At 37.5% G+C, this 22,445-nt stretch carries 18 protein-coding genes, 3 tRNA genes and 1 pseudogene; 14 read left to right on the top strand and 8 right to left on the bottom strand.

Annotated features, from left to right (window positions below):
* Positions 1–93 precede the first annotated feature (93 nt).
* Positions 94–447, bottom strand: a complete 354-nt coding sequence (locus ACFIKH_RS04165) for a hypothetical protein (protein WP_375626565.1) — start codon at positions 445–447, stop codon at positions 94–96.
* A 415-nt stretch (positions 448–862) separates the two neighbouring features.
* Here ACFIKH_RS04165 and ACFIKH_RS04160 point away from each other — a divergent pair, with 415 nt between their 5' ends.
* Complete coding sequence (locus ACFIKH_RS04160; RefSeq protein ID WP_375648425.1) at positions 863–1,015, top strand: hypothetical protein; 153 nt, start codon at positions 863–865, stop codon at positions 1,013–1,015.
* Between the two features lie 255 nt (positions 1,016–1,270).
* Here the strand turns inward: ACFIKH_RS04160 and ACFIKH_RS04155 are convergent.
* Positions 1,271–1,356: transfer RNA gene (locus ACFIKH_RS04155), tRNA-Leu, on the bottom strand.
* A gap of 147 nt (positions 1,357–1,503) precedes the next feature.
* Between ACFIKH_RS04155 and ilvA the strand changes: the two genes are divergently transcribed.
* From ilvA to ACFIKH_RS04140, 3 genes are all read left to right on the top strand, one after another.
* Positions 1,504–2,781, top strand: a complete 1,278-nt coding sequence (gene ilvA / locus ACFIKH_RS04150; protein WP_375651855.1) for a threonine ammonia-lyase IlvA — start codon at positions 1,504–1,506, stop codon at positions 2,779–2,781.
* A gap of 35 nt (positions 2,782–2,816) precedes the next feature.
* Positions 2,817–3,347: a hypothetical protein gene (locus ACFIKH_RS04145; RefSeq protein ID WP_375626588.1), complete on the top strand. Its 531-nt coding sequence runs from the start codon at positions 2,817–2,819 to the stop codon at positions 3,345–3,347.
* A gap of 291 nt (positions 3,348–3,638) precedes the next feature.
* Entirely contained in the window at positions 3,639–5,021 is a 1,383-nt protein-coding gene (locus tag ACFIKH_RS04140) for a DEAD/DEAH box helicase (protein ID WP_375626569.1), read from the top strand.
* 1,340 nt (positions 5,022–6,361) lie between these two features.
* Here ACFIKH_RS04140 and ACFIKH_RS04135 read toward each other — a convergent pair.
* Positions 6,362–6,436: transfer RNA gene (locus tag ACFIKH_RS04135), tRNA-Asn, on the bottom strand.
* Between the two features lie 184 nt (positions 6,437–6,620).
* Here ACFIKH_RS04135 and ACFIKH_RS04130 point away from each other — a divergent pair.
* The 6 genes from ACFIKH_RS04130 (at position 6,621) to ACFIKH_RS04105 (ending at position 14,558) form a co-directional block, all read left to right on the top strand.
* Positions 6,621–6,694 (top strand) — tRNA-Cys (locus tag ACFIKH_RS04130).
* A gap of 220 nt (positions 6,695–6,914) precedes the next feature.
* Complete coding sequence (locus tag ACFIKH_RS04125; RefSeq protein WP_375651853.1) at positions 6,915–7,589, top strand: protein-L-isoaspartate O-methyltransferase; 675 nt, start codon at positions 6,915–6,917, stop codon at positions 7,587–7,589.
* A gap of 153 nt (positions 7,590–7,742) precedes the next feature.
* The gene (locus ACFIKH_RS04120) at positions 7,743–8,948 is read left to right on the top strand and encodes a TolC family outer membrane protein (protein ID WP_375651881.1); all 1,206 of its coding nucleotides are present in this window, start codon (positions 7,743–7,745) and stop codon (positions 8,946–8,948) included.
* 248 nt (positions 8,949–9,196) lie between these two features.
* Positions 9,197–9,763: a DUF2497 domain-containing protein gene (locus tag ACFIKH_RS04115; protein WP_375626573.1), complete on the top strand. Its 567-nt coding sequence runs from the start codon at positions 9,197–9,199 to the stop codon at positions 9,761–9,763.
* 137 nt (positions 9,764–9,900) lie between these two features.
* Positions 9,901–12,624 (top strand): valine--tRNA ligase, encoded by a 2,724-nt coding sequence (locus ACFIKH_RS04110; protein WP_375671062.1) that lies wholly within the window; start codon positions 9,901–9,903, stop codon positions 12,622–12,624.
* A gap of 1,142 nt (positions 12,625–13,766) precedes the next feature.
* Entirely contained in the window at positions 13,767–14,558 is a 792-nt protein-coding gene (locus ACFIKH_RS04105) for a tetratricopeptide repeat protein (protein WP_375627143.1), read from the top strand.
* A gap of 102 nt (positions 14,559–14,660) precedes the next feature.
* Here the strand turns inward: ACFIKH_RS04105 and ACFIKH_RS04100 are convergent, their stop codons facing one another.
* From ACFIKH_RS04100 to xth, 5 genes are all read right to left on the bottom strand, one after another.
* Entirely contained in the window at positions 14,661–15,407 is a 747-nt protein-coding gene (locus ACFIKH_RS04100) for an amino acid ABC transporter ATP-binding protein (RefSeq protein ID WP_375626577.1), read from the bottom strand.
* 11 nt (positions 15,408–15,418) lie between these two features.
* Positions 15,419–16,135 (bottom strand): amino acid ABC transporter permease, encoded by a 717-nt coding sequence (locus tag ACFIKH_RS04095; protein WP_273788550.1) that lies wholly within the window; start codon positions 16,133–16,135, stop codon positions 15,419–15,421.
* A 2-nt stretch (positions 16,136–16,137) separates the two neighbouring features.
* Entirely contained in the window at positions 16,138–16,890 is a 753-nt protein-coding gene (locus ACFIKH_RS04090) for an amino acid ABC transporter permease (protein ID WP_375670317.1), read from the bottom strand.
* A 141-nt stretch (positions 16,891–17,031) separates the two neighbouring features.
* Positions 17,032–17,937: a transporter substrate-binding domain-containing protein gene (locus ACFIKH_RS04085; RefSeq protein WP_375671060.1), complete on the bottom strand. Its 906-nt coding sequence runs from the start codon at positions 17,935–17,937 to the stop codon at positions 17,032–17,034.
* Between the two features lie 122 nt (positions 17,938–18,059).
* The gene (gene xth / locus ACFIKH_RS04080) at positions 18,060–18,842 is read right to left on the bottom strand and encodes an exodeoxyribonuclease III (protein ID WP_375626583.1); all 783 of its coding nucleotides are present in this window, start codon (positions 18,840–18,842) and stop codon (positions 18,060–18,062) included.
* A gap of 495 nt (positions 18,843–19,337) precedes the next feature.
* Between xth and rpsL the strand changes: the two genes are divergently transcribed.
* The 4 genes and pseudogenes from rpsL to ACFIKH_RS04060 form a co-directional block, all read left to right on the top strand.
* A complete protein-coding gene (gene rpsL / locus ACFIKH_RS04075) occupies positions 19,338–19,709 on the top strand; it encodes a 30S ribosomal protein S12 (RefSeq protein ID WP_005773262.1) in 372 nt (123 codons plus the stop codon).
* 18 nt (positions 19,710–19,727) lie between these two features.
* Positions 19,728–20,198, top strand: coding sequence for a 30S ribosomal protein S7 (gene rpsG, locus ACFIKH_RS04070; protein WP_015856589.1), 471 nt, complete (start codon positions 19,728–19,730; stop codon positions 20,196–20,198).
* Between the two features lie 24 nt (positions 20,199–20,222).
* The gene (fusA, locus tag ACFIKH_RS04065; protein ID WP_375671058.1) at positions 20,223–22,307 is read left to right on the top strand and encodes an elongation factor G; all 2,085 of its coding nucleotides are present in this window, start codon (positions 20,223–20,225) and stop codon (positions 22,305–22,307) included.
* A 62-nt stretch (positions 22,308–22,369) separates the two neighbouring features.
* Positions 22,370–22,445, top strand: a pseudogene (locus tag ACFIKH_RS04060) (elongation factor Tu); the annotation flags it as partial.

Genomic DNA, 22,445 nt, shown 5'->3' with positions numbered 1-22,445 from the left:
ATCGCTTTGTACGGTGCTTTTATGTCGATTTAAACGCACATCTAATCACAAAACGATCAGCATTTTTACTAGTTTGCTAACCTGCAATGTTTTTCATTGTTCCTCCAAGATCATTAAAATCCCTTCAAGCTTTTGCTTTTCAACCAACGTGAGTGGTCTTGAATTCTCTCTCATTGCCTTTTCTTTCAGATTTTTTTCACGGGTGTTCAAAACAGCCTTGCGTACAAGATTGGCTTTCGCCCAAAGATTGTTTTCTAAGTGATCTTGTAGCGCATGTCCTTTTGCACATGCCGCGTTAATCATTTCTCCTTTTGAGGCATTGCTTTCAAAACGATAGGATTCAAAATTGACAGTGCCACTCGTTATATTGCTGTCTACACGAGAAATTGTCCAGCCTGTCTTGGTATCTAGATCAAGGCAGAGAATGGTTTGTGTATTGATGATCATGTTCCCCCCATTAAGGCTGTTGCGTAATTTATATGTGAGCTATGACAGAGCGTGTTGTGATTGCCTGTCTTGAAAAATGTTTGTGAGAAAATACTTAAAACTACTTTTTGGCCAAATTTTTAACTGCCATTCAAGGAAAAATAAGCTTGGAAGCAGTTAATCTTCGAATTGATTCTTCTTGTTTTTAATTTATATCTTTTTGTGCATGTACTATTTCAGCTTCTTTATCTATTATTTTGTCTTTTTCATCTATCTCTTTTCTGAGCCTTTGCGTTGTTTTCAGGAGTCATGAAGAGTATAAGCCAACCCCACATTAGCAATAAAATAAATAACAACTGCTATTACTAAACTCAGATCTATCTCCATTCTATACCTCACTTACTTTTCTTCGTATTATCTTACTCCTGTTAAGAGCGTGAATGATGCTGCTGGTGTTGGAGAAATCTTAGGATTATTGATGAGGCGTTTGTTAGATGCAAATGACCTTGAAGAAGAGTTTAAGCATTACAAATCAGTTACAACAGAAGCTAAGCGAATTTTATCGAGCCCTGTTGTGAAAGCTGCTTAACGTTAAAAACATGACTCATTTCCTCATCCTTAAGGATGAGAAAATCAAGATTGACTGCCTCTCCACCCTAAAAGATGAGGAGGAGTTCAAAGTGCTAAAAAGGTACTTCAAAAAGCAGCAATGATTCGTATTTTAGCATCATCGTGGTGCCGTCTGATAGCGTTATAATGGCGTTGCGAAAGGTGGTTGAGAGGGTGGTTTGATTTTTATTGATTTTTAATAAATCATTGGGAAATAAGGGAAATTAAAGTATTCTGGTGCGGACGGCGGGACTTGAACCCGCAAGGTCTTCGACCGGCAGATTTTAAGTCTGCTATGTTTACCGTTTTCATCACGTCCGCGATGAGAGTTCTCTCATAAGCTATATCTTTTATTGAATCAAGAATTAATGACAAAAGAAACATTTTTCATTTTTTTAGTGAAATTTTGACTGACAATAGTTTTCTTTATCGCTAGAAAAAGCTTTTATAATGTAAATAAAGCATGAAATGATTAGTGTTATGAGTCAATTTATTCAAGACGTCACAAAAGCTATGGTGGGATTGCATCACGTGTTTGCTGAAACACCACTTCAAAGAAATGATTTTCTTAGTCAAAAGTATGATGCAGAAATTTATTTAAAGCGTGAAGATTTAACACCGGTGCGGTCTTATAAGATTCGGGGTGCTTTCAATTTTGTTTCAGAAATGCTTAGCAGTCTACCACCAGATTCTGCATTTGTTTGTGCTTCAGCGGGGAATCACGCGCAAGGGGTTTCTTTTGTTTGTCGTTATTTTAAACGTAAAGGCGTGATTTTTATGCCTATGACAACGCCACAACAAAAAATTGAGAAAACACGTATTTTTGGTAAAGAATTCATTGATATTCGTTTAATTGGTGAAACATTTGATCAATGTTATGAAGCTGCGCAATCCTTTGTCGTGGAGAGCGGTGGTGTAATGGCTCCACCTTTTGATGATATTCGCATTATTACGGGGCAGGCAACAGTGCTCTGTGAAGCTGCTTTACAATGGAAAAAACTCAATGGAGAAAGTGAGCCAGATTTAATGATTGTGCCGGTAGGGGGTGGTGGTTTGGCAAGTGGGGTGAGCAAGTTTTTACATGGATATGGTTGGAAAACAAAGCTTCGTTTTGTTGAGCCGCAAAGAGCTGCAAGTTTGCTTGCTTGTTTGGAGAGTGGAAAACGCGTCAAGCTTGAAAATATTGACACTTTTGTAGATGGTGCTGCTGTGGCTGAAATTGGTGCGCTAAACTATACAATTCTAAAGAATTTTTCCCCTGATTCTGTCATTACGGTTCCTGAAAATCGTGTTTGTTCTACGATGGTTGAAATGCTTAATGTTGAAGGTGTGGTCCTTGAACCGGCTGGTGCTTTATCGATTGACGCGCTTAACAGTATTCCTCCTCAAGAGTTAAAGGGGAAAAAAATTCTTCTCGTTATTTCAGGAGGTAATTTTGATTTTGAGCGTTTACCAGAAATTAAAGAGCGTTCTTTACGTTTCCAAGGGTTGAGAAAATATTTTATTTTTAGTTTTCCGCAACATCCTGGTGCATTGCGTCATTTTCTTTCCACATTATCACCAGATGATGATATCGTACGTTTTGAATATCTTAAAAAATCAGCGAGAAACTTTGGTTCTGTATTGGTTGCGATTGAAACAAAAAAATACGGTAATTTTTGTCTTTTAGAGGAAAAATTTCAAGCGTTAGGTTGGCGTTATCGTGATATTACTGATGATCAAACATTATTTGATTTCGTTATTTGAGAAACTGAAATTTTACTAAAACAAGAAGCATAATGATGAAACCTATTTTTTATTTGCTGCTGAGTCTGTTTTTCTTTTTGATTGTTAATCAACAGAGTTTAGCATCTCAGCCCACAATAATACAAAAAGCTGAACTTTCAAAAGTTGTTGTTGATGTCAATAATGCTATAAAAAACAGGGATTTTGCGCCTATTTCTCATTATATGCCTGAGCGACTTTATAAAGAGATGGCACATCGATTGAATACAACAGAGAGTGCTTTACGTAGTGATTTTCTTCAACAGTTGCATAGGAAATTTGAGGATTTGCCTTCTGGTGCTTATTATTTAGATAAAGAAAATATAGAGTATTTACAAACTGATAATGGGACTTTGTATGCTTTAATTCCAACAGTTCTTGAGATGAAGGATCGCATCATTCGATATAAAACTTTGGCGATTTTTGATAAAACCCAATGGTATTTAATTTATGGCGGTCAAAAAACTTTACAAAATCCAGTTTTTCTCGAGATTTATCCTGATTTTATCAAGGTACATTTACCGATGGACACAATCATTAAAAAGTAAACGATCTAAATATTGTTTTTTATTCATGATAAATGTATTTCGTAAAGTTCTTGCTTTTTTATCATAATCCAGGGATAATGGGGGTGAAGGCATTTAGGCTGGTTTGTTGGCTTTTTCTAAAGTGAAGTTTATACGCCTTTATCTTGATTTCAAGGTGCTCATGAGCTGCGCAGGCCGCTTTTAAAGCGTTGCTTCATTTAAAATGTCAGGGATTTCTCTTGCGCGGATTCTTGAGTGGAGAGTTCAGTTGGTTACTTGTTTTGAGTTCTTCAGCTGAGGAAAGATTGTATTTTGCCTATAAAAGAAGAAAATGTTTTTACAAAGTTAGGTTTGCCTACTCTTTTGATTAAAAATTTACTCATTGCTGGGATGAGTAAACCTAAACCTATACAAGAACAAGCTATTCCAGTAATGTTGAAAGGACACGATATTTTAGGTGTTGCTCAGACAGGTTCTGGAAAAACCTTGGCTTTTGGTTTACCTATTTTAAGTCAGATTTTGGCTTTGGGTGATAAACGCTGTCCTAAAACTGCACGCGCTTTGATTTTAGCTCCAACGCGTGAACTTGCTGTCCAGATTGATGAAACGATTCGCACTGTGGCGAAGGGAGCTCATCTTTCAACATGTCTTATTTTTGGGGGCGTATCACGTTTAAAACAAATTAAACGTATGGAAGCAGGTGTGGATGTTTTGATAGCGACTCCAGGGCGTTTGAGAGATCTTGTTGGTGAAAAGTGTGTTGATCTTTCCCAATCTCGTTTTTTGATTTTGGATGAAGCAGATCGTATGTTGGACATGGGGTTTATTCATGATGTCAAGCAAATTGCAAAGCTTTTGCATCAAGAGCGTCAGACAGCACTCTTTTCTGCAACAATGCCGAGGGAAATTGCTGTGCTTGCAAAATGTTTACTCAATGATCCTGTTAAAATTGAAGTTGTTCCTCAAGGTACTACGGCTGTAGAGATTTGCCAAAAATTATATTGTGTTCCTACGAATGAAAAAAAGAATGTTTTAAGTAAACTTTTGACAAATCCAGCTTTTAATTCGGTTATTGTTTTTACCCGAACTAAACATGGGGCTGATTCTGTTACACGTAGTTTGGCAAAGATAGGGTATTCAGTCGCAACAATTCATGGGAATAAATCACAAGGTGCTCGCCAGTCTGCTTTAAAAGCTTTTCGTGAAAGATCTGTGCGGATCCTTGTGGCAACAGATATTGCTGCACGCGGTATTGATATACCAGGGATAAGCCACGTTATTAATTATGACTTACCAGATGAAGCTGAAAGTTATGTACATCGTATTGGTCGTACAGGACGTAATGGTGCATCTGGCGAAGCACTTACACTTTTTGATGAGAAGATAGAAAGGGAACGGTTGCGTGCTATAGAGCGCTTGATTCGTATGAAATTGGCGGTTGAGTCAGTTCCAGAACAATTTGCAGTGTTTCCAGAAAAGCCAATTTTGCCAGAAAGTAGAGAAAAAGAAAACGATAAGGAACGCCGTTTTAAAAAATCTAAACGTCAAAAACAGTTTTTAGGTCGAAAAGATGATGCCGCACAGTTGCAGCGAAAGAATTCTTCATCTCCAAATGAGAGGCATAAAAAAGCAAAAGCGGTGGCAAAGCGTGCAAAGCCTTTTCGTTTTCGAAAATCAGTTAAGAAGGCTGCCTAGATAAAGTCTTGAAAAAAGATTATGTACTGGAGATTTTTTACTTTTGTTGATTTATTCTCAATTGAAAAGAGGTATAAAATACTCTTGCCAAAATAAGAAGGTCTTTTAGAGGTTTTCATTTCTAAAAAATGAAAACCTCTAAGTGTTTGGATTATTTAAAAATCTTTTAAAAAGAAATTATTATTGTAGAGGCGATTATTTATTTTCTTTATTTCCATTTTTAAAATGGGAATGAAAATAGATTTTATTTATATAAAATTATTTTTTAAAAGATGTATTTTATCTTTAATGATAACTTTTAATTTTAAAAATTGATTTCTAATAATAAGCCATTGTTTTATATATAAATAATTCATTATATCGTAAAAATTTTTCATTTTTAAGCTATTTATGTGGATCAATCAAAAGTATTCATTTGCACGTTATATGTGAAATTATCGTATAGATAAACATTTGAGAAATAAATAAAATGATACTTATAAACTCTTTCAAAGGCGAGGGGTATTGCTAAGATTGAGAGTTGGAAAATAGTATGATGGTATGGCTTTTATTATAAATAAAGATGGGATGATTAATCGATTTCATTTTATATCATTTGCGGGAGTTATTGTGAAATGGGCTTGGGGGAAATTTAAGAGATATCTCTTTAGAAAAGCGTGTGACTGCATAATACAATAGCAAGAATGTCATGATTTCTGAAGGCTTTCTCAGGATTCTTAACAATTTAAAGCCGATAAGACTTTATGTATTAAATGTTTTATGACAGTGGGATGAAATATCCAGGGCAAGGTTGTTTGTAAAGCGTTGAAGTGGTTAGCAGGAGGAACAACCTGTTAGATAAGACGCCGGAATGTTTACAGACTTGTTTGATGTTTTTTGCTTTTAGGATGGGGAGGAGGTTATGTGGGATATATGGAGATAATATATTCCCTGATTCTTGTTTCTTCCATTTTTCAAAATGATTGCTTCATGAGCAGGTTTTTAAGTTTAATTGCTTTATGGAGTACAAATCATTTTTCCTTGGACAAAAAATTATATGAGATTTTTTTCATTGCTGATGGCGCTTAATAATTCCTTCTCGTGAAAGAAGCCATATTTTATAATGTGCAAATAATTGCAGCGCTCTCTGATAAAGGCGCGGTAGTTTGAAAAAAGTAATCTTATTTGTGCTATTTTAAAATGAATCAATGGTTTTTTGCGTTCATTGAAAAAAATACATCCCGTAGGATATTGCGTTTCTACTTTATTGTAAAAACCTTATTCCATAGCTTTTATTAACGAATCCCTCACTGTAAAAAACATACGGAAAATCAATAAGTTATTTGTGATAGAAAAGAATGTGGCTCCCCGGGCCGGATTCGAACCAGCGACCAACCGGTTAACAGCCGGTTGCTCTACCGCTGAGCTACCGGGGAATGGTGCCCAATCATTTAGTTGAAAAGGCTATAGCAAAGCAATACTGATTTGCAAAGGATAAAATTACTTTTTTTAAAAAAATATGATAAATTGTGTAATAAGAGGAAAAAAGGCGAGAGAAGATTTCTACACCTTGACGGATGCGTTGCCTTCCCTTATTGAAACCTTTATGTTTGTTGACGAGGCCTCGTGGCGGAATGGTTACGCAGAGGACTGCAAATCCTTGTATCCCGGTTCGATTCCGGGCGAGGCCTCCAGCCGATTTTAAACGAAACGGCTTTTAGGGGAGATGAGGTATAGGAAAATAGATTATTTCCCTCTATAGTTGTGAAGACATTTTTTTATGAGAGATCATACAGTTAAAATCTAATTGTTGACTGGAGCACCCTTTTTCGTAACGCTCATAGTTTAAGAGATCTTCGTCCATCTTTGTCGCTGTTTTGTTTGTTTTTTGTAGGTTAGGAGAAAATATTCGTTATGGTTGCAGATTTTGCTGAGCTTCGTCGCAAAATGGTTGACAATCAAATTCGTACAGTTGATGTAACGGATTTATCAGTTCTTGAAGCGTTTTTAACGGTATCTCGTGAAGATTTTGTATCGGAAGATATGAAAGTATTAAGTTATCTTGATACCGACATTGTTCTATGTCCAGTACAAGATGGGGTTCCTGCACGCTATTTGATGAAACCTGCATCTCTAGCGAAATTACTACAGCTTGCCGCTGTAAAATCATCAGATGTTGTTTTAGATATTGGTGCAAATAGTGGTTATTGTGCAGCGTTGCTTGCAAAACTTGCAGGGTCTGTGATTGCGTTGGAAAGTAATAAATCTCTTTTTGAACGTGCTCTTGAAGCTTTAGAACGTAATCAATGTGATAATGTGGTTGTCGTTCATGGTCCATTAGAGCAAGGATATGCCGTTGAGGGACCTTATGATGTGATTTTCATTGAGGGATCTGTTGATTTTATTCCACAAGGTATCTTTGATCAAATGAAAGACTGTGGACGTCTTGTTGTGGTTGAAGGGTACGGAAATGCTGCTGTTGCACAAATCTATATAAAAGAAGATGGGATCATTTCGGCACGTTGTGCTTTTAACCTCGCTGTAAAGCCTCTTCCTTGCTTTTTAAAAACACCTGGTTTTGTGTTTTAGTGCTTGTTTGTTTTGTGAATAAAAGATAATTTCGTAATTTATTTGGGGTTTGTTATTGTGTGTATTGTGTTTAGAGTAAACAAAAAGTTTCAGGTGTCTTTATTACTGGGGTTGAGTATTTTACTATCAGATACTGTTTGTGCTGAAACATTGATGGATGCCTTTTCTAAGGCTTATAAGCATAATGCTAAGTTGAATAGTGAACGTGCAGCTGTCCGTATATCCAGTGATGATGTTGTCATTGCCCGATCAGGGTTATTGCCACAAGTTGAGGGGGTTGGGAACTATGGTCGGAATAAGTCTTTTACAGGTCCTTATGTCACTTCTGGATCTATAGGCGTGAGATTAAATCAAAGATTATTTGATGGTTTTATCACGCAAAATATCTTTTCTTCAGCTCAAATTAAGTTGCAGGCTCAGCGTGAATATCTTCGTAATGTTGAACAAAATACGTTTCTGGAGACAGTGACCGCTTATGCTAATGTCTATCACGCACGTCGTGTTGCCGATCTTCGGAGAGAAAATTTGGCAGCTCTTGAAGAACAAGTTCGTTCCAATAAAGCAAAATTTGATGTGGGTGAAGGAGGGCATGTTGATCTTGCTCAAGCTCAAGCTGCACGTTCTGTGGCTGTTTCAGAGCTGAGTCTTGCTCGTGCTGATGTAAAAGCAGCAGAGGCAGTGTATCGACAAGTTATTGGTTCTGATCCTGAAAAGTTAAAACGCCCACCCCTAGCCAAAGATTTTCCCGTCAACCTTGATATGGCTTACCAAATGAGCGTTGTGATGCATCCAGCAATCCTTTATGCTAAATATTTAGTCGATGCAAGTGTTTACAATGTAAAGGCGAAAGAAGGAGCATTGCTCCCTAAAGTTGATTTTTCTGCAACAGCATCTTATAATCGAATCTACAGCGGTGCTGGAGAGGATGGAGTTTCTAAATCAATAGGATTGTCAGTAAGTGTCCCAATCTTTGAAGGAGGGCGTACGTCTGCGCAAATTCGTCAATCAAGGGAACAGCTTGGACAGGCGCAGCTTCAACTCGATTTGGCGCATAGTAATACTAGGCAAGTACTTACCTCTGCTTGGTTTCAGTTGGAGGGCGCACGCTCATCTGTTCTTGCTTACCGTGAAAGTGTTCGTGCTGCTGAAATTGCTCTGAAAGGCCGTGTTCAAGAAAATCGCGTAGGGCAAGCAACGACGCTGGATGTTTTAAATTCTCGTACTCAATTGATTAATGCTCAGATTGCGCTTGCAATGGCGGAGCGTAATGCTGTTGTGGCAAGCTATAGTGTTCAATCTTCTATTGGTAGATTGACTGCAAATTATTTAGGTTTAAAAACAATTAAATATATCCGATAATACATAAAAGTATTTCTTTAATCTTAAATTATTTTAGTTTTTAAAAGATTGGTAAATCAATAGTTGAGTATGTTTAAAAATAGAACGGTGAGATGTTATTTTTATAAGTGTAGAAAATTGTGTGTAGCGTCCTCTTTATGACAAGCATATTTGAAAATATCCCGAGAGGCATGTTGATCTTATGATTCTTTTGCATACACTGAAAGTATGATTCTATTTGTTGTTGCGTCTTTGAGAGGTTGTAAAGTATGGTACAGAGTTCAAGCGTTTTACGTGAGCCAAGTATGGATGAAATTTTAACATCTATTCGTGAAATAATCGAAGAAAATGCGGTTCAATCTGATCACTTTTTAAATGAAGATGTTGCAGTGAATGCTTCGGAAGGTCGTTCAGAAGCTGCATCAGGAGGTATTTATGATACAACCTTATCGGTTGATGATGCTATGAAAGCTTTAGCTGATCGTATTGGTCTTTCTTCTGAAAATCAAGGGGGGAAGATAACGCAAGAGAAAGAGGATATAGAGGCAGAGAATAATACAGTTGGTATGGATATGCAAAAGATGAAGCTTTCTTCTGAAGAACGGAATTCTGTTTATAAAGCAAAAGAATATGAAGATGAGATAAGGAAATCACAGTCAGAAGCTAGAGGGGATGGTCATGTGGAATTGTCTGCATATTGTATTTCTTCTGCAGAAAAGATTGCAAAGGATGTGTTGCGTCCGGCTATAGCAGAATGGTTACAGTCTAAATTGCCTATTTTGCTGGAAGATATTTTGCGTGAAGAGATTGTGAAAGCGATTAAAAAATCATCTTAATTATTTTTATGTTTTTCATTTTATGAGAATTTTGTTTGCGATTTTGCGAGCTTTCTAGTGAATGGCTGAAAATCACGGGTTTTTGATCGGGATTTGATCATGTATTGTGTTTTTCAGCGGCGTTATGGATGGATAGAATGTTAGAAAAAAACTATGATGCTGCCTCTATAGAGCAACGGGTTGCAAAGAGATGGGAGACTCGTGGGGCCTTTAAAGTGGGAGCTGGTTCTAAAAGCGGTGCAGAACCTTTTTGCGTTATGCTTCCACCTCCTAATGTTACGGGTTCACTTCATATGGGGCACGCGCTCAATACGACAATTCAAGATATAATAGTTAGATTTCAGCGGATGCGTGGCAGAAACGTCTTGTGGCAGCCTGGTATGGATCATGCTGGGATTGCTACACAAATGGTTGTAGAGCGTCAACTTGCAGAACGCCAAGAGCCAACGCGTCAAGAAATGGGGAGAGAAAAGTTTATTGAGCGTATTTGGGAGTGGCGTTATGAAACTGGAGGCGTTATTTCAAACCAGTTGCGTCGCCTTGGGGTTTCATGTGATTGGTCGCGTGAGCGGTTTACAATGGATGAGGGGTTGTCGCAGGCAGTTCGTGAAGTCTTTGTCACGCTTTATAAGCAAGGGTTGATATATAGGGATAAGCGCCTCGTCAATTGGGATCCTAAATTGTTGACAGCTATTTCAGATCTTGAAGTTGAGCAAAAAGAAGTTCAAGGACATTTGTGGCACTTTAGATATCCACTTGAGGGTAAAATTTTTGATCCAAATGATGCGACAACTTTTATAACAGTGGCGACAACACGACCAGAAACAATGCTTGGTGATACAGGAATTGCTGTTAATCCTGAAGATGAGCGTTATAAAAATCTTATCGGTAAAAATGCTCTTTTGCCACTTGTTGGTCGTAGGTTATTAATTGTTGGTGATACGCATGCTGATCCTGAAGCTGGAAGTGGTGCTGTAAAAATCACACCAGCTCATGACTTTAATGACTTTGAAGTAGGACAGCGTAATCATTTACGCTTGATCAATATTTTTACCCAAAAAGCCGAGATTTTTCTCCGTGAAAATGAAGCCTTTTTTGATGGTTTGATTTTGTCAGATGAATTAAAAATGTTAGTAGAAAATCTCGATAAATCTGATCGTTTTGTTGCGCGCCAGAAGATTGTTTCTTTGATGGAAGAACAGGGATATTTAGCCTCTGTTGATGATCATACCCATATGGTTCCTCATGGAGATCGCAGTGGTGTTCTTATTGAGCCGTTTTTGACAGATCAATGGTATGTTCATGCTGCTGAATTAGCAAAGCCAGCGATAGAGGCTGTTCAACAAGGCAAAACGCGGTTCGTTCCTGATAGCTGGAAAAAGACTTACTTCAATTGGATGGAAAATATTCAACCTTGGTGCATTTCTCGCCAATTGTGGTGGGGACATCAGATTCCTGCTTGGTATGGTCCTGATGGGACGGTTTTTGTTGAAAAAAGTGAAAAAGAGGCTTTAGATTCAGCTTATGCTCATTATGGTGAGGTTGTTGAATTAATCCGTGATCCGGATGTTTTAGATACTTGGTTTTCATCAGCTCTCTGGCCTTTTTCAACATTAGGATGGCCAAATAAAACGACTGAATTATCTACTTTTTACCCAACATCTTTGTCTGTGACAGGATTTGATATTATTTTTTTCTGGGTTGCTCGTATGATGATGATGGGACTTCACTTTATGGGTGACGTTCCTTTTCCAACGGTCTATGTGCACGCTCTTGTTCGGGATCAAAAGGGTGCGAAGATGTCAAAATCAAAGGGAAATATTATTGATCCCTTAGAGCTTATTGATCAATATAGTGCTGATGCACTTCGGTTTACTTTAGCTATTATGGCAGCACAAGGTCGTGATGTAAAACTTGACGCTTCTCGTATTGCTGGTTATCGTAATTTTGCTACGAAATTGTGGAATGCTACCCGATTTGCACAGATGAATGGTGTGAAGCATGATCCAACTTTTAAGCCAGAACAAGCAAAATTGGCGCTTAATCGTTGGATTTTAACAGAGTTATCTAAAACGATTTCAGCAGTGACGACTGGTATTGAACACTATAAATTTAATGAGTCTGCTGCCACACTTTACCGTTTCGTTTGGAATACATTATGTGATTGGTATTTGGAGCTTCTCAAACCTATTTTTCAGGGGGAAAATGAAGATGCTAAAAATGAGGTTCAAGCTTGTACTGCTTGGGTTTTAGATGAAGTTTATAAACTTCTTCATCCTTTTATGCCTCATATGACGGAAGAGTTGTGGTCTCTTACAGAAACGCAAGCCATCAAGCGTGAGGATATGCTCGCATTGACAAAATGGCCAGAGGAAACATTGATAGATGAAGAAGCTGCTGATGATATTAATTGGCTTATTGATGTCGTTACAGGGATTCGGTCTGTACGTTTTGAAATGAATATTCCAGTGGCAACACAAGCACCTCTTGTTGTTGTTGAAGGAGGGGAAGTAACGCGAGAGCGTGTGAAGCGTTATGATGCACTTCTTAAAAAATTATCGCGTATTGAAGTTATTGATTTCTCTGATAAAGTTCCGGAAGTGTCGGCACAAATGATTTTGGGAGAGGCTGTTTTTTGTTTACCATTAGGACAGTTGATCGATTTGGAGGCTGAACGTGTTCGTTTGAGGAAAGATGTCAGTAAAATTGAACAAGATATTGAGAAAATATCGCTTAAGTTAAACAACCCCAAATTTATAGCAAATGCGAAAGCAGAAATTGTTGAGCGTGAACGGAACAGGGTTGTAGAACTGCGTGCAGCGCAGAAGAAGATATTTGTTGCTTTAGAGCGGTTGGATTGATTTCAACTTTTTACTTTTTTGTGGATGATTTCATACCATTAGGTTTGGTATAGATCTTCTTTAAAGAGACTTTTTCTTTTGTTAGTTTTTCATGAACGATCATAAAATCTCTACTGAAATCCATAGTTTTCTGTTTATCATTAAAAAAACATCTTTTAAGGTACCCAAGCCTATCTCATGACGGAGATCATGAATAGTATAACGGTAAATCTATTGAGCTCCCCTTCTTTACGCTTGTAAAGTAACAAGCGCTGTGGCGCTATCCCGCCCCAATCCGGACAAGGACTTGGCACTTAAGACCGTTCATGAGAGGCATTGTTAGTTCTTTCTTACACAGAGTTTTTATCCACATAGCTCTCTCTGCTTGTAATGTGCAAGCGGATGGTTTTGATTGATTCAACATGGAACAGGTTTTGAATAAGAGAATCTTACGATATTCGAGGGACTCATTCAATATGCAAAAAAGTAAATTATCATTATAAATCAGTACGTTGTTTTATTACTGTAAAACATCATCATTTAGAGTAGCAATATAAGGCATGTAAAATTACACATGTGGTATTTTTGTTGTATGTAATGGTGAGTATTCTGAGGTAGGGCTTGTGTATAAAGTATGAAGTAATTCCATGTGAAATGATGTTAGGTGGAATCTGTTAAGCAAAAAGCTGTATTGTTTATAGATTGACGGTGGCAAAAAACTTCATCTTTAAGGTGGTAAGGCAGTTGTGAAGTTATAAGTTAACGATCATCATTATATTTATCTATCTTTCGTATTGTTTTTTATACTTAAATGCTTACCATTCATCATGTATTCTCTTCGTTCTCAAGTTGCTGTTTAATGCACGTTATTTTATTGAGCGATTTTTACTTATACGTATAAAATTTTAAAATCAATAAATCCTAGAATGTTAAAGGAGGTGTTACAAAATATAGGATAATGATTTATATTTAAAAATCAATTTGTTATATATAAAAATGGATACTTAATTTTATCGAACATTTTGGATGGTTTTTATTTATTGATCTTTTCTTTTAAAATTTTTATTTTGAAATCGCGTGTGCTTTTTACTAAGAAAAAGGGTTTAAATATCTACAAAGAAATTTGTAACAGATATAATCATTAAAATTGAGATAGGGGGGAAATGGTTAATAGGTTTCAGATATGGAAAAAAGCCACTATTGTTGTGATTTTAGGGGGATTTTTTTCGACTGTTTATGCAATAGATGTCAATAGCTTGCAAGAAGCGAATGATGGTGCGTTTTATTTTTTTAAACGTGGTATGTCTGCTTATAAAGATGGGCATATAAATCAGGCTATTGCAGCATTACGTCGTGCGGCTAAGAGAGGCCATATTGGTGCGAATTGGAAACTAGGCTCTATCTATGCAAATGGTGATGGTGTCCCTAAAAATGATTATAAGGCATATTATTTTTTTGCATATATTGTTGAAAAAGGCACTGATCTTGGTTCAGAGGATGAAAGTTATGTTTCTGATGCATTGGTTAAACTTGCGGGATATATAAAAAAAGGTATTCCTCAATCACCTGTGAAACCTGATCCTTCTTATGCTGCTCATCTTTATATGCAGGCTGCGGTGAACTATGGAAATTCTAAAGCTCAGTATCATTTAGGAAAAATATTTTTAAAGGGAGAGGGAAGGGAGAAGAATCTTATACAAGCAGCACGATGGTTTCAACTTTCAGCAAAAAAAGGAAATCCTTCCGCCCAAGCAATGCTTGGAAATATGCTGCTTCAAGAAGGAAAAATTGTCCGTGGGGCAGCATTGTTAACTGCTGCCTATGAAAAAGCTAATGTAAAAGACAGAAATTGGATTCGCCCTTTGCAAGAACAGGCTTTTGCTCTTTGTAATGAATTTGAGAGACGTACAGCAATTTCACTGGTTGCTGATATTTTAAAAAATAACAGTTTTTAAACATCTGATTGTAATATTTTTACATTCTCTCATCCGTTATTAAACTCTACTGTCTTGTGTCTAAGTTTACAGTAGAGATAGCTTTTTGTGATAATATAACGGCTAATGACTTAAGATTTTAGACAAAAATTCTTGCGTTCTTGGTGTTCTCGCTTGTGGATCAGAAAAGAACTCTTTAGATGAACAGTCTTCAAGAATTGTTCCTTGATCTATGAAAATAACACGCTCCGAGACTTTTTGTGCAAACCCCATTTCATGGGTTACACAAATCATCGTCATACCTTCTTCTGCTAAGCTAATCATGACATCGAGCACTTCACCTACCATTTCAGGATCTAGAGCAGATGTTGGTTCATCAAAAAGCATGACAAGTGGATCCATAGTTAAGGCACGTGCAATAGCAACACGTTGTTGTTGCCCTCCAGAAAGTTGACCAGGATATTTATCTTTGTGTTCAATCAGCCCAACGCGTTCAAGATACAACAATCCACGTTCAAGTGCTTCTTTTTTGCTTCGTTTTAGGACTTTGATTTGCGCAATTGTCAAATTTTCTGTGACAGATAAATGGGGGAAAAGCTCGAAGTGTTGAAATACCATTCCCACCTGACTTCGCAATTTAGGCAGATTCGTTTTTTTTGAATGAACTGGTACTCCGTTAATCCAAATTTCACCTTTTTGAAAAGGAACGAGAGCGTTAATAGTTTTAATGAGTGTTGACTTTCCTGATCCTGATGGACCACAAACGACAACGACCTCTCCTTTATTAATGTTGGTTGTACAGTTTTTAAGGACGTTAATTTCGCCATACCAATTAGAAACATTTTTTATTTCGATCATATGAGTAGACATTTTTTTTCCTATTAGCGAATAATGGATACTTTTTTTTGTAAATACAAAACTATTTGTGACAGTGTAAAACAGATAACAAAATAGAAAACAGCTGCTAAGATATAAGCTTCTTGCTTTACACCAAAATTATTAGCAGCAATATCAAAACCATTTAAAAGACTGTTGCCACTGATTGCATAAACAAGGGTTGTATCCTGAAAAAGGATAATAACTTGTGTTAAAAAAACTGGTAGCATGTCCCTAAAGGCTTGAGGAAGAATGACAATGTACATACTTTGCCAATATGTCATTCCGAGAGCTTGTCCCGCATATTTTTGTCCTTGCGAAACTGAGTTTATGCCAGCACGCATAATTTCTGCAAAATAAGCCGTTTCAAATGCGGTAAAGGTAATGAGTGCTGATTTATTTGCACCGATGGATGTACCGGTTAAAAAAGGCAAAAGCACGAAAAACCATAAGATAACCATCACAAGTGGTATTGAACGCATAGCTGTTATGTAAACGATTGCAAACCAAGAAAGAAGTTTTATGGAAGAAAGGCGCATCATTGCTAAAAGGGTGCCGAAAACAAACCCCAATACCGTTGCAAAAAGAGTTAGAAAAACGCTAAAGAGCAAACCTGATAAAATGTAAGAACGAAATACATCAAAGGTAAAAAAGGAAAAATCAAAGTCGGAAAAATTGAAAGGAAAATAAAGTCCAAACTGAGAGCTTATGAAATTCATCATTTTCAATTTCCCTTTGTTTGAAAATTAGGAATTTTGAGTATTTGTTCAATGACGGTCATCACAATGAATACGAATAAGGCTATTAGAATATAAAGAATCGTAACAAGCAAATAGTTTTCGTAAACATGGCTTACCTCTTCAATTGCTTGGTATTGAAATTGCATGAGCTCGTTTATTGAAACGGCGAATGCTATAGATGAATTTTTTACAATGCCCATTGCTTCTGAAGTAAGAGGCGGCATAATTGTACGTATAGCACGTGGTAGTATTATATAGCGATAACTTTGATAAGTTGTAAATCCCATTGCCATAGCAGCATAACGTTGTCCAGAAGGAATCGCTTCAATGCCTGAACGAACCTGTTCTGCAATGCGTGCAGATGTAAAGAATCCCAATGCGCATGTTATTAAGAGAATGGGGGAAAATTTCATCGCTGGTGGATAAATCTTAGGAACAACAAAATACCACAAAAATACTTGTACAAGAAGGGGAATATTACGCATAATCTCTACCCAAATAGTACCGATAATGCGAAATATATAATTGATTATAGATGTTTTTGGTAAAGTGCGCATTGTTCCTATAATAACACCACACAATACAGCTAATATAAGTGAAGTGATAGACAATATAACTGTATTTTTTAAGCCATCGAGGAGTGTATCTAAATAGGTATGACTCACGCCGGGAGTTCCCAAGCATCCTGTTACCAGTGTTTGGGTAAGGTCATCTCTACAAAGGAAAGAAAAGTCCATTAATTGATATTCCCTCAAATTAGTCATTCACAAATAAGACAATAAACTAAGCGCATCTACATAGGGCAAATTTATAAAAAAGTGAATTAAAATATAAACCACACTCAATTTTTAAAGAGTGTGGTTCTTTTTTATTAAATTTTATAAATCTTTTTCTGTGTAGCTTTCTCGAGGCTTATTATTTGGGTGATCCCAAGCATATCTTGTTTTTTTTGACAAGGGAAGGTTCATAACAGTGTTAGCGGGTGGGATCGGTTTCATAAACCACTTATTATAAAGCTTTTCAAGTGATTCATCTTTAATTTGACGTACGATACTATCGTTGATTGTTTGTTCAAATTTTTTGTCATTTAATCTGAGCATACAGGCGATAGGTTCGACTGAAAGTACAGTATTAAGAATGACATAATCAGATGGATTCTTTGATTTAGCAATATGTCCAGCAAGAATTGAAGCATCCATAACAAAAGCATCTGCCTTACCAGATTCTAATAATAAAAAACTATCTCCGTGATCTTTCCCCTTTAAAACTTTAAACTGAATGTTTTTTGCACGTTTGTTTTTACGAATAAGTTGAACAGATGTTGTACCGGTGGTCGTTGCAACTGTTTTTCCATTTAAATCGTCAAGAGATTTAATGTTAGAGTTTTTCTTTACAGCAATCCGGACCTCTTCAATGTATGTCGTATAAGCAAATGCTGCTTCTTTACTGCGGGCAATATCATTTGTTGTTGAGCCGCACTCAAAATCATAGGTTTTATTTTTTAAGAGAGGAATTCTATTTTGAGAAGTGATGGGAAGATAATGAATTTTAATTGGTTTACCAATTTTTTTTGAGATATCATCAATGATACGTTCTGCCATTTCTGTATGAAAACCTACATATTTATTATTACCAAGGGCGTAGCCTAAACCAGATGATTCACGGACACCTAAAGTAATTTCCCCTGTTCGTTTTATTTTTTCAAGAGTATCATGTTCAGCATGCGCGATGCTTGTGAATCCAATGGCCGTTGCTGCAATAAACATTAATAATGATTTCTTCATTTATGGACTCCATTCATTTATCTTTACTTTAGCTGTTTAAGATATACTGTTTACATGGTGTAGCATAGTTATTATGTTTGAGTGGAATTTTTTTGGTGTTTCATAATGGGGGTTGGACTTTCTTAATTGATATTAAGGTGAATCCAAACGGGAACGTGGTCGGACGGTTTTTGATATCCCCTTACTTCTGTTTGACTATGAGCGCAAATAAGTTGATCAACAGCTTCTGGTGATAATAATAAATGATCAATGCGAATCCCATTATTCTTAGGCCAAGCACCCGCCTGAAAATCCCAAAAACTGAAGGAGGGAGTATCGGTGACATTCCGGATAGCATCGTAAAGACCTAAATTAAGAATACGTTGAAATACTTTTCTTGTTTCTTGAAGAAACAAGGCATCTTGACACCATTCTTGAGGTTTTTTTGCATCTAATGGAGCGGGGATGACATTATAATCACCTGCTAGAATAAGGGGTTCTTCATACGCAAGCAATGATTTTGCATGTGTATATAATCTTTCCATCCATTCTATTTTATAGGAATATTTTTCACTCTCAATAGGATTCCCATTTGGTAAATAGAGAGATGCAACACGAACAACACCTTTGTTTGTTGAATAAACAGCTTCAATGTAACGTGTTTGCTCATCATTATCATTGCCTGGTAATCGACGGATCACTTCATCCGGTGTTTTTTTAGAGAGAATCGCAACACCATTAAAACTTTTTTGTCCGTGTGTTTCTATGTGGTAACCTAAATTTTCAATTGCATCGCGTGGAAAATTTTCATCAATACTTTTAATTTCCTGTAAACAGACTATGTCCGGCTGGCTTTGCTGCAGCCATTGACATAATGTTTCATGTCGTGCTTTTATTCCAGCAATATTCCACGTTACTATTTTCATGGCGCTCATCATTAGATATCAAGCATGTAATTCAATTTAATTTACTGCATTCATGTTTTATTACAGTCACATTGCTGCTTCTTTTATTTATAGGGATATTACTATGGTAAATTGATTTATCAAGAGTAGCGGTAAAAGCAAATTTAAAGTTTTAAAATTTAATTTATTTTCATTTTTAAAAACTTTCTGCTGTTTAGTTCTTGACGAATGTAAGTGTTCTCGCTATTAGAGATGGACATAACCGATGTGGATGTGATCAGGTGTTTTGGATATGAACCGGAAGATTATTCACAGGTGTTAAGAAGATTAAAAGCAAATGCTAGTGCAAAAGGCTATTGCCTTCTCTGCTTGTGGTCGGGTGAACTGTTATTTGCAGGTGTGCCCGATTTTGTGTGTAGACTTAGATATCTGTTCCAATTTTGTTGGAGTGGATAGAAATGAAATAGAAAAGCCCGATTGGGTGAGACGAATATAGATCGAAAAGAGGAAGGTTGCATGCCTACCGTAAACCAGTTGATTCGCAAACCGCGTGTAGCGCCAGTTAAACGTAATAAGGTTCCTGCTCTGCAGTCGAATCCACAGAAGCGTGGTGTTTGTACGCGTGTTTATACAACAACGCCGAAGAAACCTAATTCTGCTCTTCGTAAAGTTGCTAAGATTCGCTTGACGAATGGATTTGAGGTGATTGGTTATATTCCTGGAGAGGGACATAATCTTCAAGAGCACTCTGTTGTGATGATTCGTGGTGGTCGTGTGAAAGATTTGCCAGGAGTTCGTTATCACATTATTCGTGGTTTGCTTGATACGCAGGGTGTCAAGAATCGTAAACAGCGTCGTTCAAAGTATGGCGCAAAGCGTCCAAAATAATATTGAGAGACAAAGCTAATGTCCCGTCGTCATAGAGCAGAAAAGCGTGAAATTAATCCAGATCCTAAGTTTGGTGATTTGGTTATTATGAAATTTATGAATGCCATTATGTTTGATGGTAAAAAATCAGTTGCAGAGCGTATTGTTTATGGTGCGCTCGATTCTGTAGAAAAAAGAGTAAAAACAGATCCTGTGGCTCTATTTCATCGGGCCTTAGAGAATGTTGCTCCTCATATTGAGGTTCGCTCACGCCGTGTTGGTGGTGCTACTTATCAAGTTCCGATTGATGTTCGTCCTGATCGTCGTCAGGCTCTTGCTATTCGTTGGTTGATTGCTGCGGCACGTGGTCGGAATGAAACGACGATGATTGAGCGTTTATCTGGTGAATTGATGGATGCGGCTAATAATCGCGGTTCTGCCGTGAAAAAGCGTGAAGATGTTCATCGTATGGCTGAGGCTAATCGTGCTTTTTCTCACTATCGCTGGTAGAAGTTTTAAACTAAGGCAAATATAATGGCTCGCGAATATAAAATTGAAGATTATCGTAATTTTGGTATTATGGCGCATATTGATGCTGGTAAGACTACGATGACTGAACGTATTCTGTTCTATACCGGTAAGAATCATAAAATTGGCGAGACCCATGATGGTGCTTCTACGATGGATTGGATGGAGCAGGAGCAGGAGCGCGGTATTACGATTACGTCTGCTGCGACAACGACGTTTTGGGAAGGGCGTGATGGTCGGAAGCGTCGCTTTAATATTATTGATACGCCAGGGCACGTTGATTTTACGATTGAAGTTGAGCGCTCTTTGCGTGTTCTTGATGGTGCGATAGCCTTGTTGGATGCAAATGCTGGTGTGGAGCCTCAGACGGAAACTGTTTGGCGGCAGGCTGAGAAATATCGTGTGCCTCGTATGGTTTTTGTTAATAAAATGGACAAAATAGGAGCTGACTTCTATCGTAGTGTGGAGATGGTTGGTTCTCGGTTGGGTGCTAAAGCGCTTGTTTTGCAGTTGCCGATTGGTGCTGAAAATGACTTTGAAGGCGTTGTTGATCTTGTAGAAATGAAGGCTTTAAAGTGGGATGGTTCTATTGGTGCCTCGGCGGTGATAAGTGAAATTCCCTCTGATTTAAAGGAGAAAGCTGAAGAATATCGCGAGAAATTGATTGAGATGGCTGTGGAGGTTGATGAAGCTGCGACAGAGGCTTATTTGGAAGGTGTTATGCCAACCAATGAACAGCTTGTTTCTCTCATTCGTAGGGGGACAGTAGAAGTTCAGTTTCATCCGGTTCTTTGTGGTACAGCTTTTAAAAACAAGGGAATTCAGCCGCTTTTGGATGCTGTTGTTTCTTATCTTCCTTCTCCAGTTGATGTTCCGGCAATTAGTGGTATTGATGTGAAGACTGAGACTGAGACGACACGCGAATCTTCAGATGATGCTCCACTATCTATGCTTGCTTTTAAAATTATGAATGATCCTTTTGTTGGTTCGTTGACGTTCTGTCGTATTTACTCAGGTAAAGTTCAGAAAGGTATTTCTCTTGAGAATACTGTGAAAAAGAAGAAAGAGCGTTTGGGGCGTATGCTTCAAATGCATTCAAATTCTCGTGAGGATATTGAAGAAGCCTTTGCTGGTGATATTGTTGCTCTCGCAGGACTTAAGGAGACGACAACAGGTGACACTCTTTGTGATCCTTTGAAGCCTGTTATTTTGGAGCGGATGGAATTTCCAGAGCCCGTTATTGAGATTGCAATTGAACCGAAAACAAAAGCAGATCAAGAAAAAATGGGTATTGCTCTTAATCGTCTGGCAGCCGAAGATCCTTCATTTCGTGTTAAATCGGATGAGGAATCTGGTCAGACTATTATAGCTGGAATGGGTGAGCTTCATCTTGATATTATTGTTGACCGTATGCGCCGTGAATTTAAGGTTGAAGCAAATGTTGGGCAGCCTCAAGTTGCTTATCGTGAGTCAATTACTAAAATGGCGGAAATTGATTATACGCATAAGAAACAATCGGGTGGTGCTGGTCAATTTGCTCGTGTAAAAATTATTTTTGAGCCTCATGATGGTGATGACTTTATTTTTGAGTCAAAGATTGTTGGTGGTGCTGTTCCTAAAGAATATATTCCTGGTGTCCAAAAAGGGATTGAAAGTGTTATGGGGTCAGGTCCTCTTGCGGGCTTTCCTATGCTTGGTGTAAAAGCGACACTCATTGATGGTGGCTATCACGATGTTGATTCCTCGGTTTTGGCTTTTGAAATTGCTGCTCGTGCAGCTTTTCGTGATGGAGCAAAGAAGGCTGGTGCGCAGCTTCTTGAACCGATCATGAAGGTGGAAGTTGTTACACCAGATGATTATGTTGGTGATGTTATTGGTGATCTCAATTCTCGTCGAGGACAGATTTCGGGAACTGAAGCGCGCGGTATTGCAACGGTTGTGAATGCAATGGTTCCTTTGGCAAATATGTTTGGTTATGTGAATACCCTTCGCTCTATGAGTCAGGGGCGTGCACAGTATACAATGCAGTTTGATCATTACGAGCCTGTACCTTCGGCTGTTGCTTTGGAGATTCAAAAGAAATACGCGTAATTTCAGGTTGGTAATTAATTTTTAACTTAGTCCTTGGCTTGGACGGAAAATGGAGAGCTCAGATGGCGAAGAGCAAGTTTGAACGAACAAAACCGCATGTTAATATTGGTACGATTGGTCACGTTGATCATGGGAAGA

The organism is Bartonella sp. SD1336NMGDW (assembly GCF_042193565.1).
GTDB lineage: Bacteria > Pseudomonadota > Alphaproteobacteria > Rhizobiales > Rhizobiaceae > Bartonella > Bartonella grahamii.
This window is presented reverse-complemented; position numbering and strand designations above follow the sequence as displayed.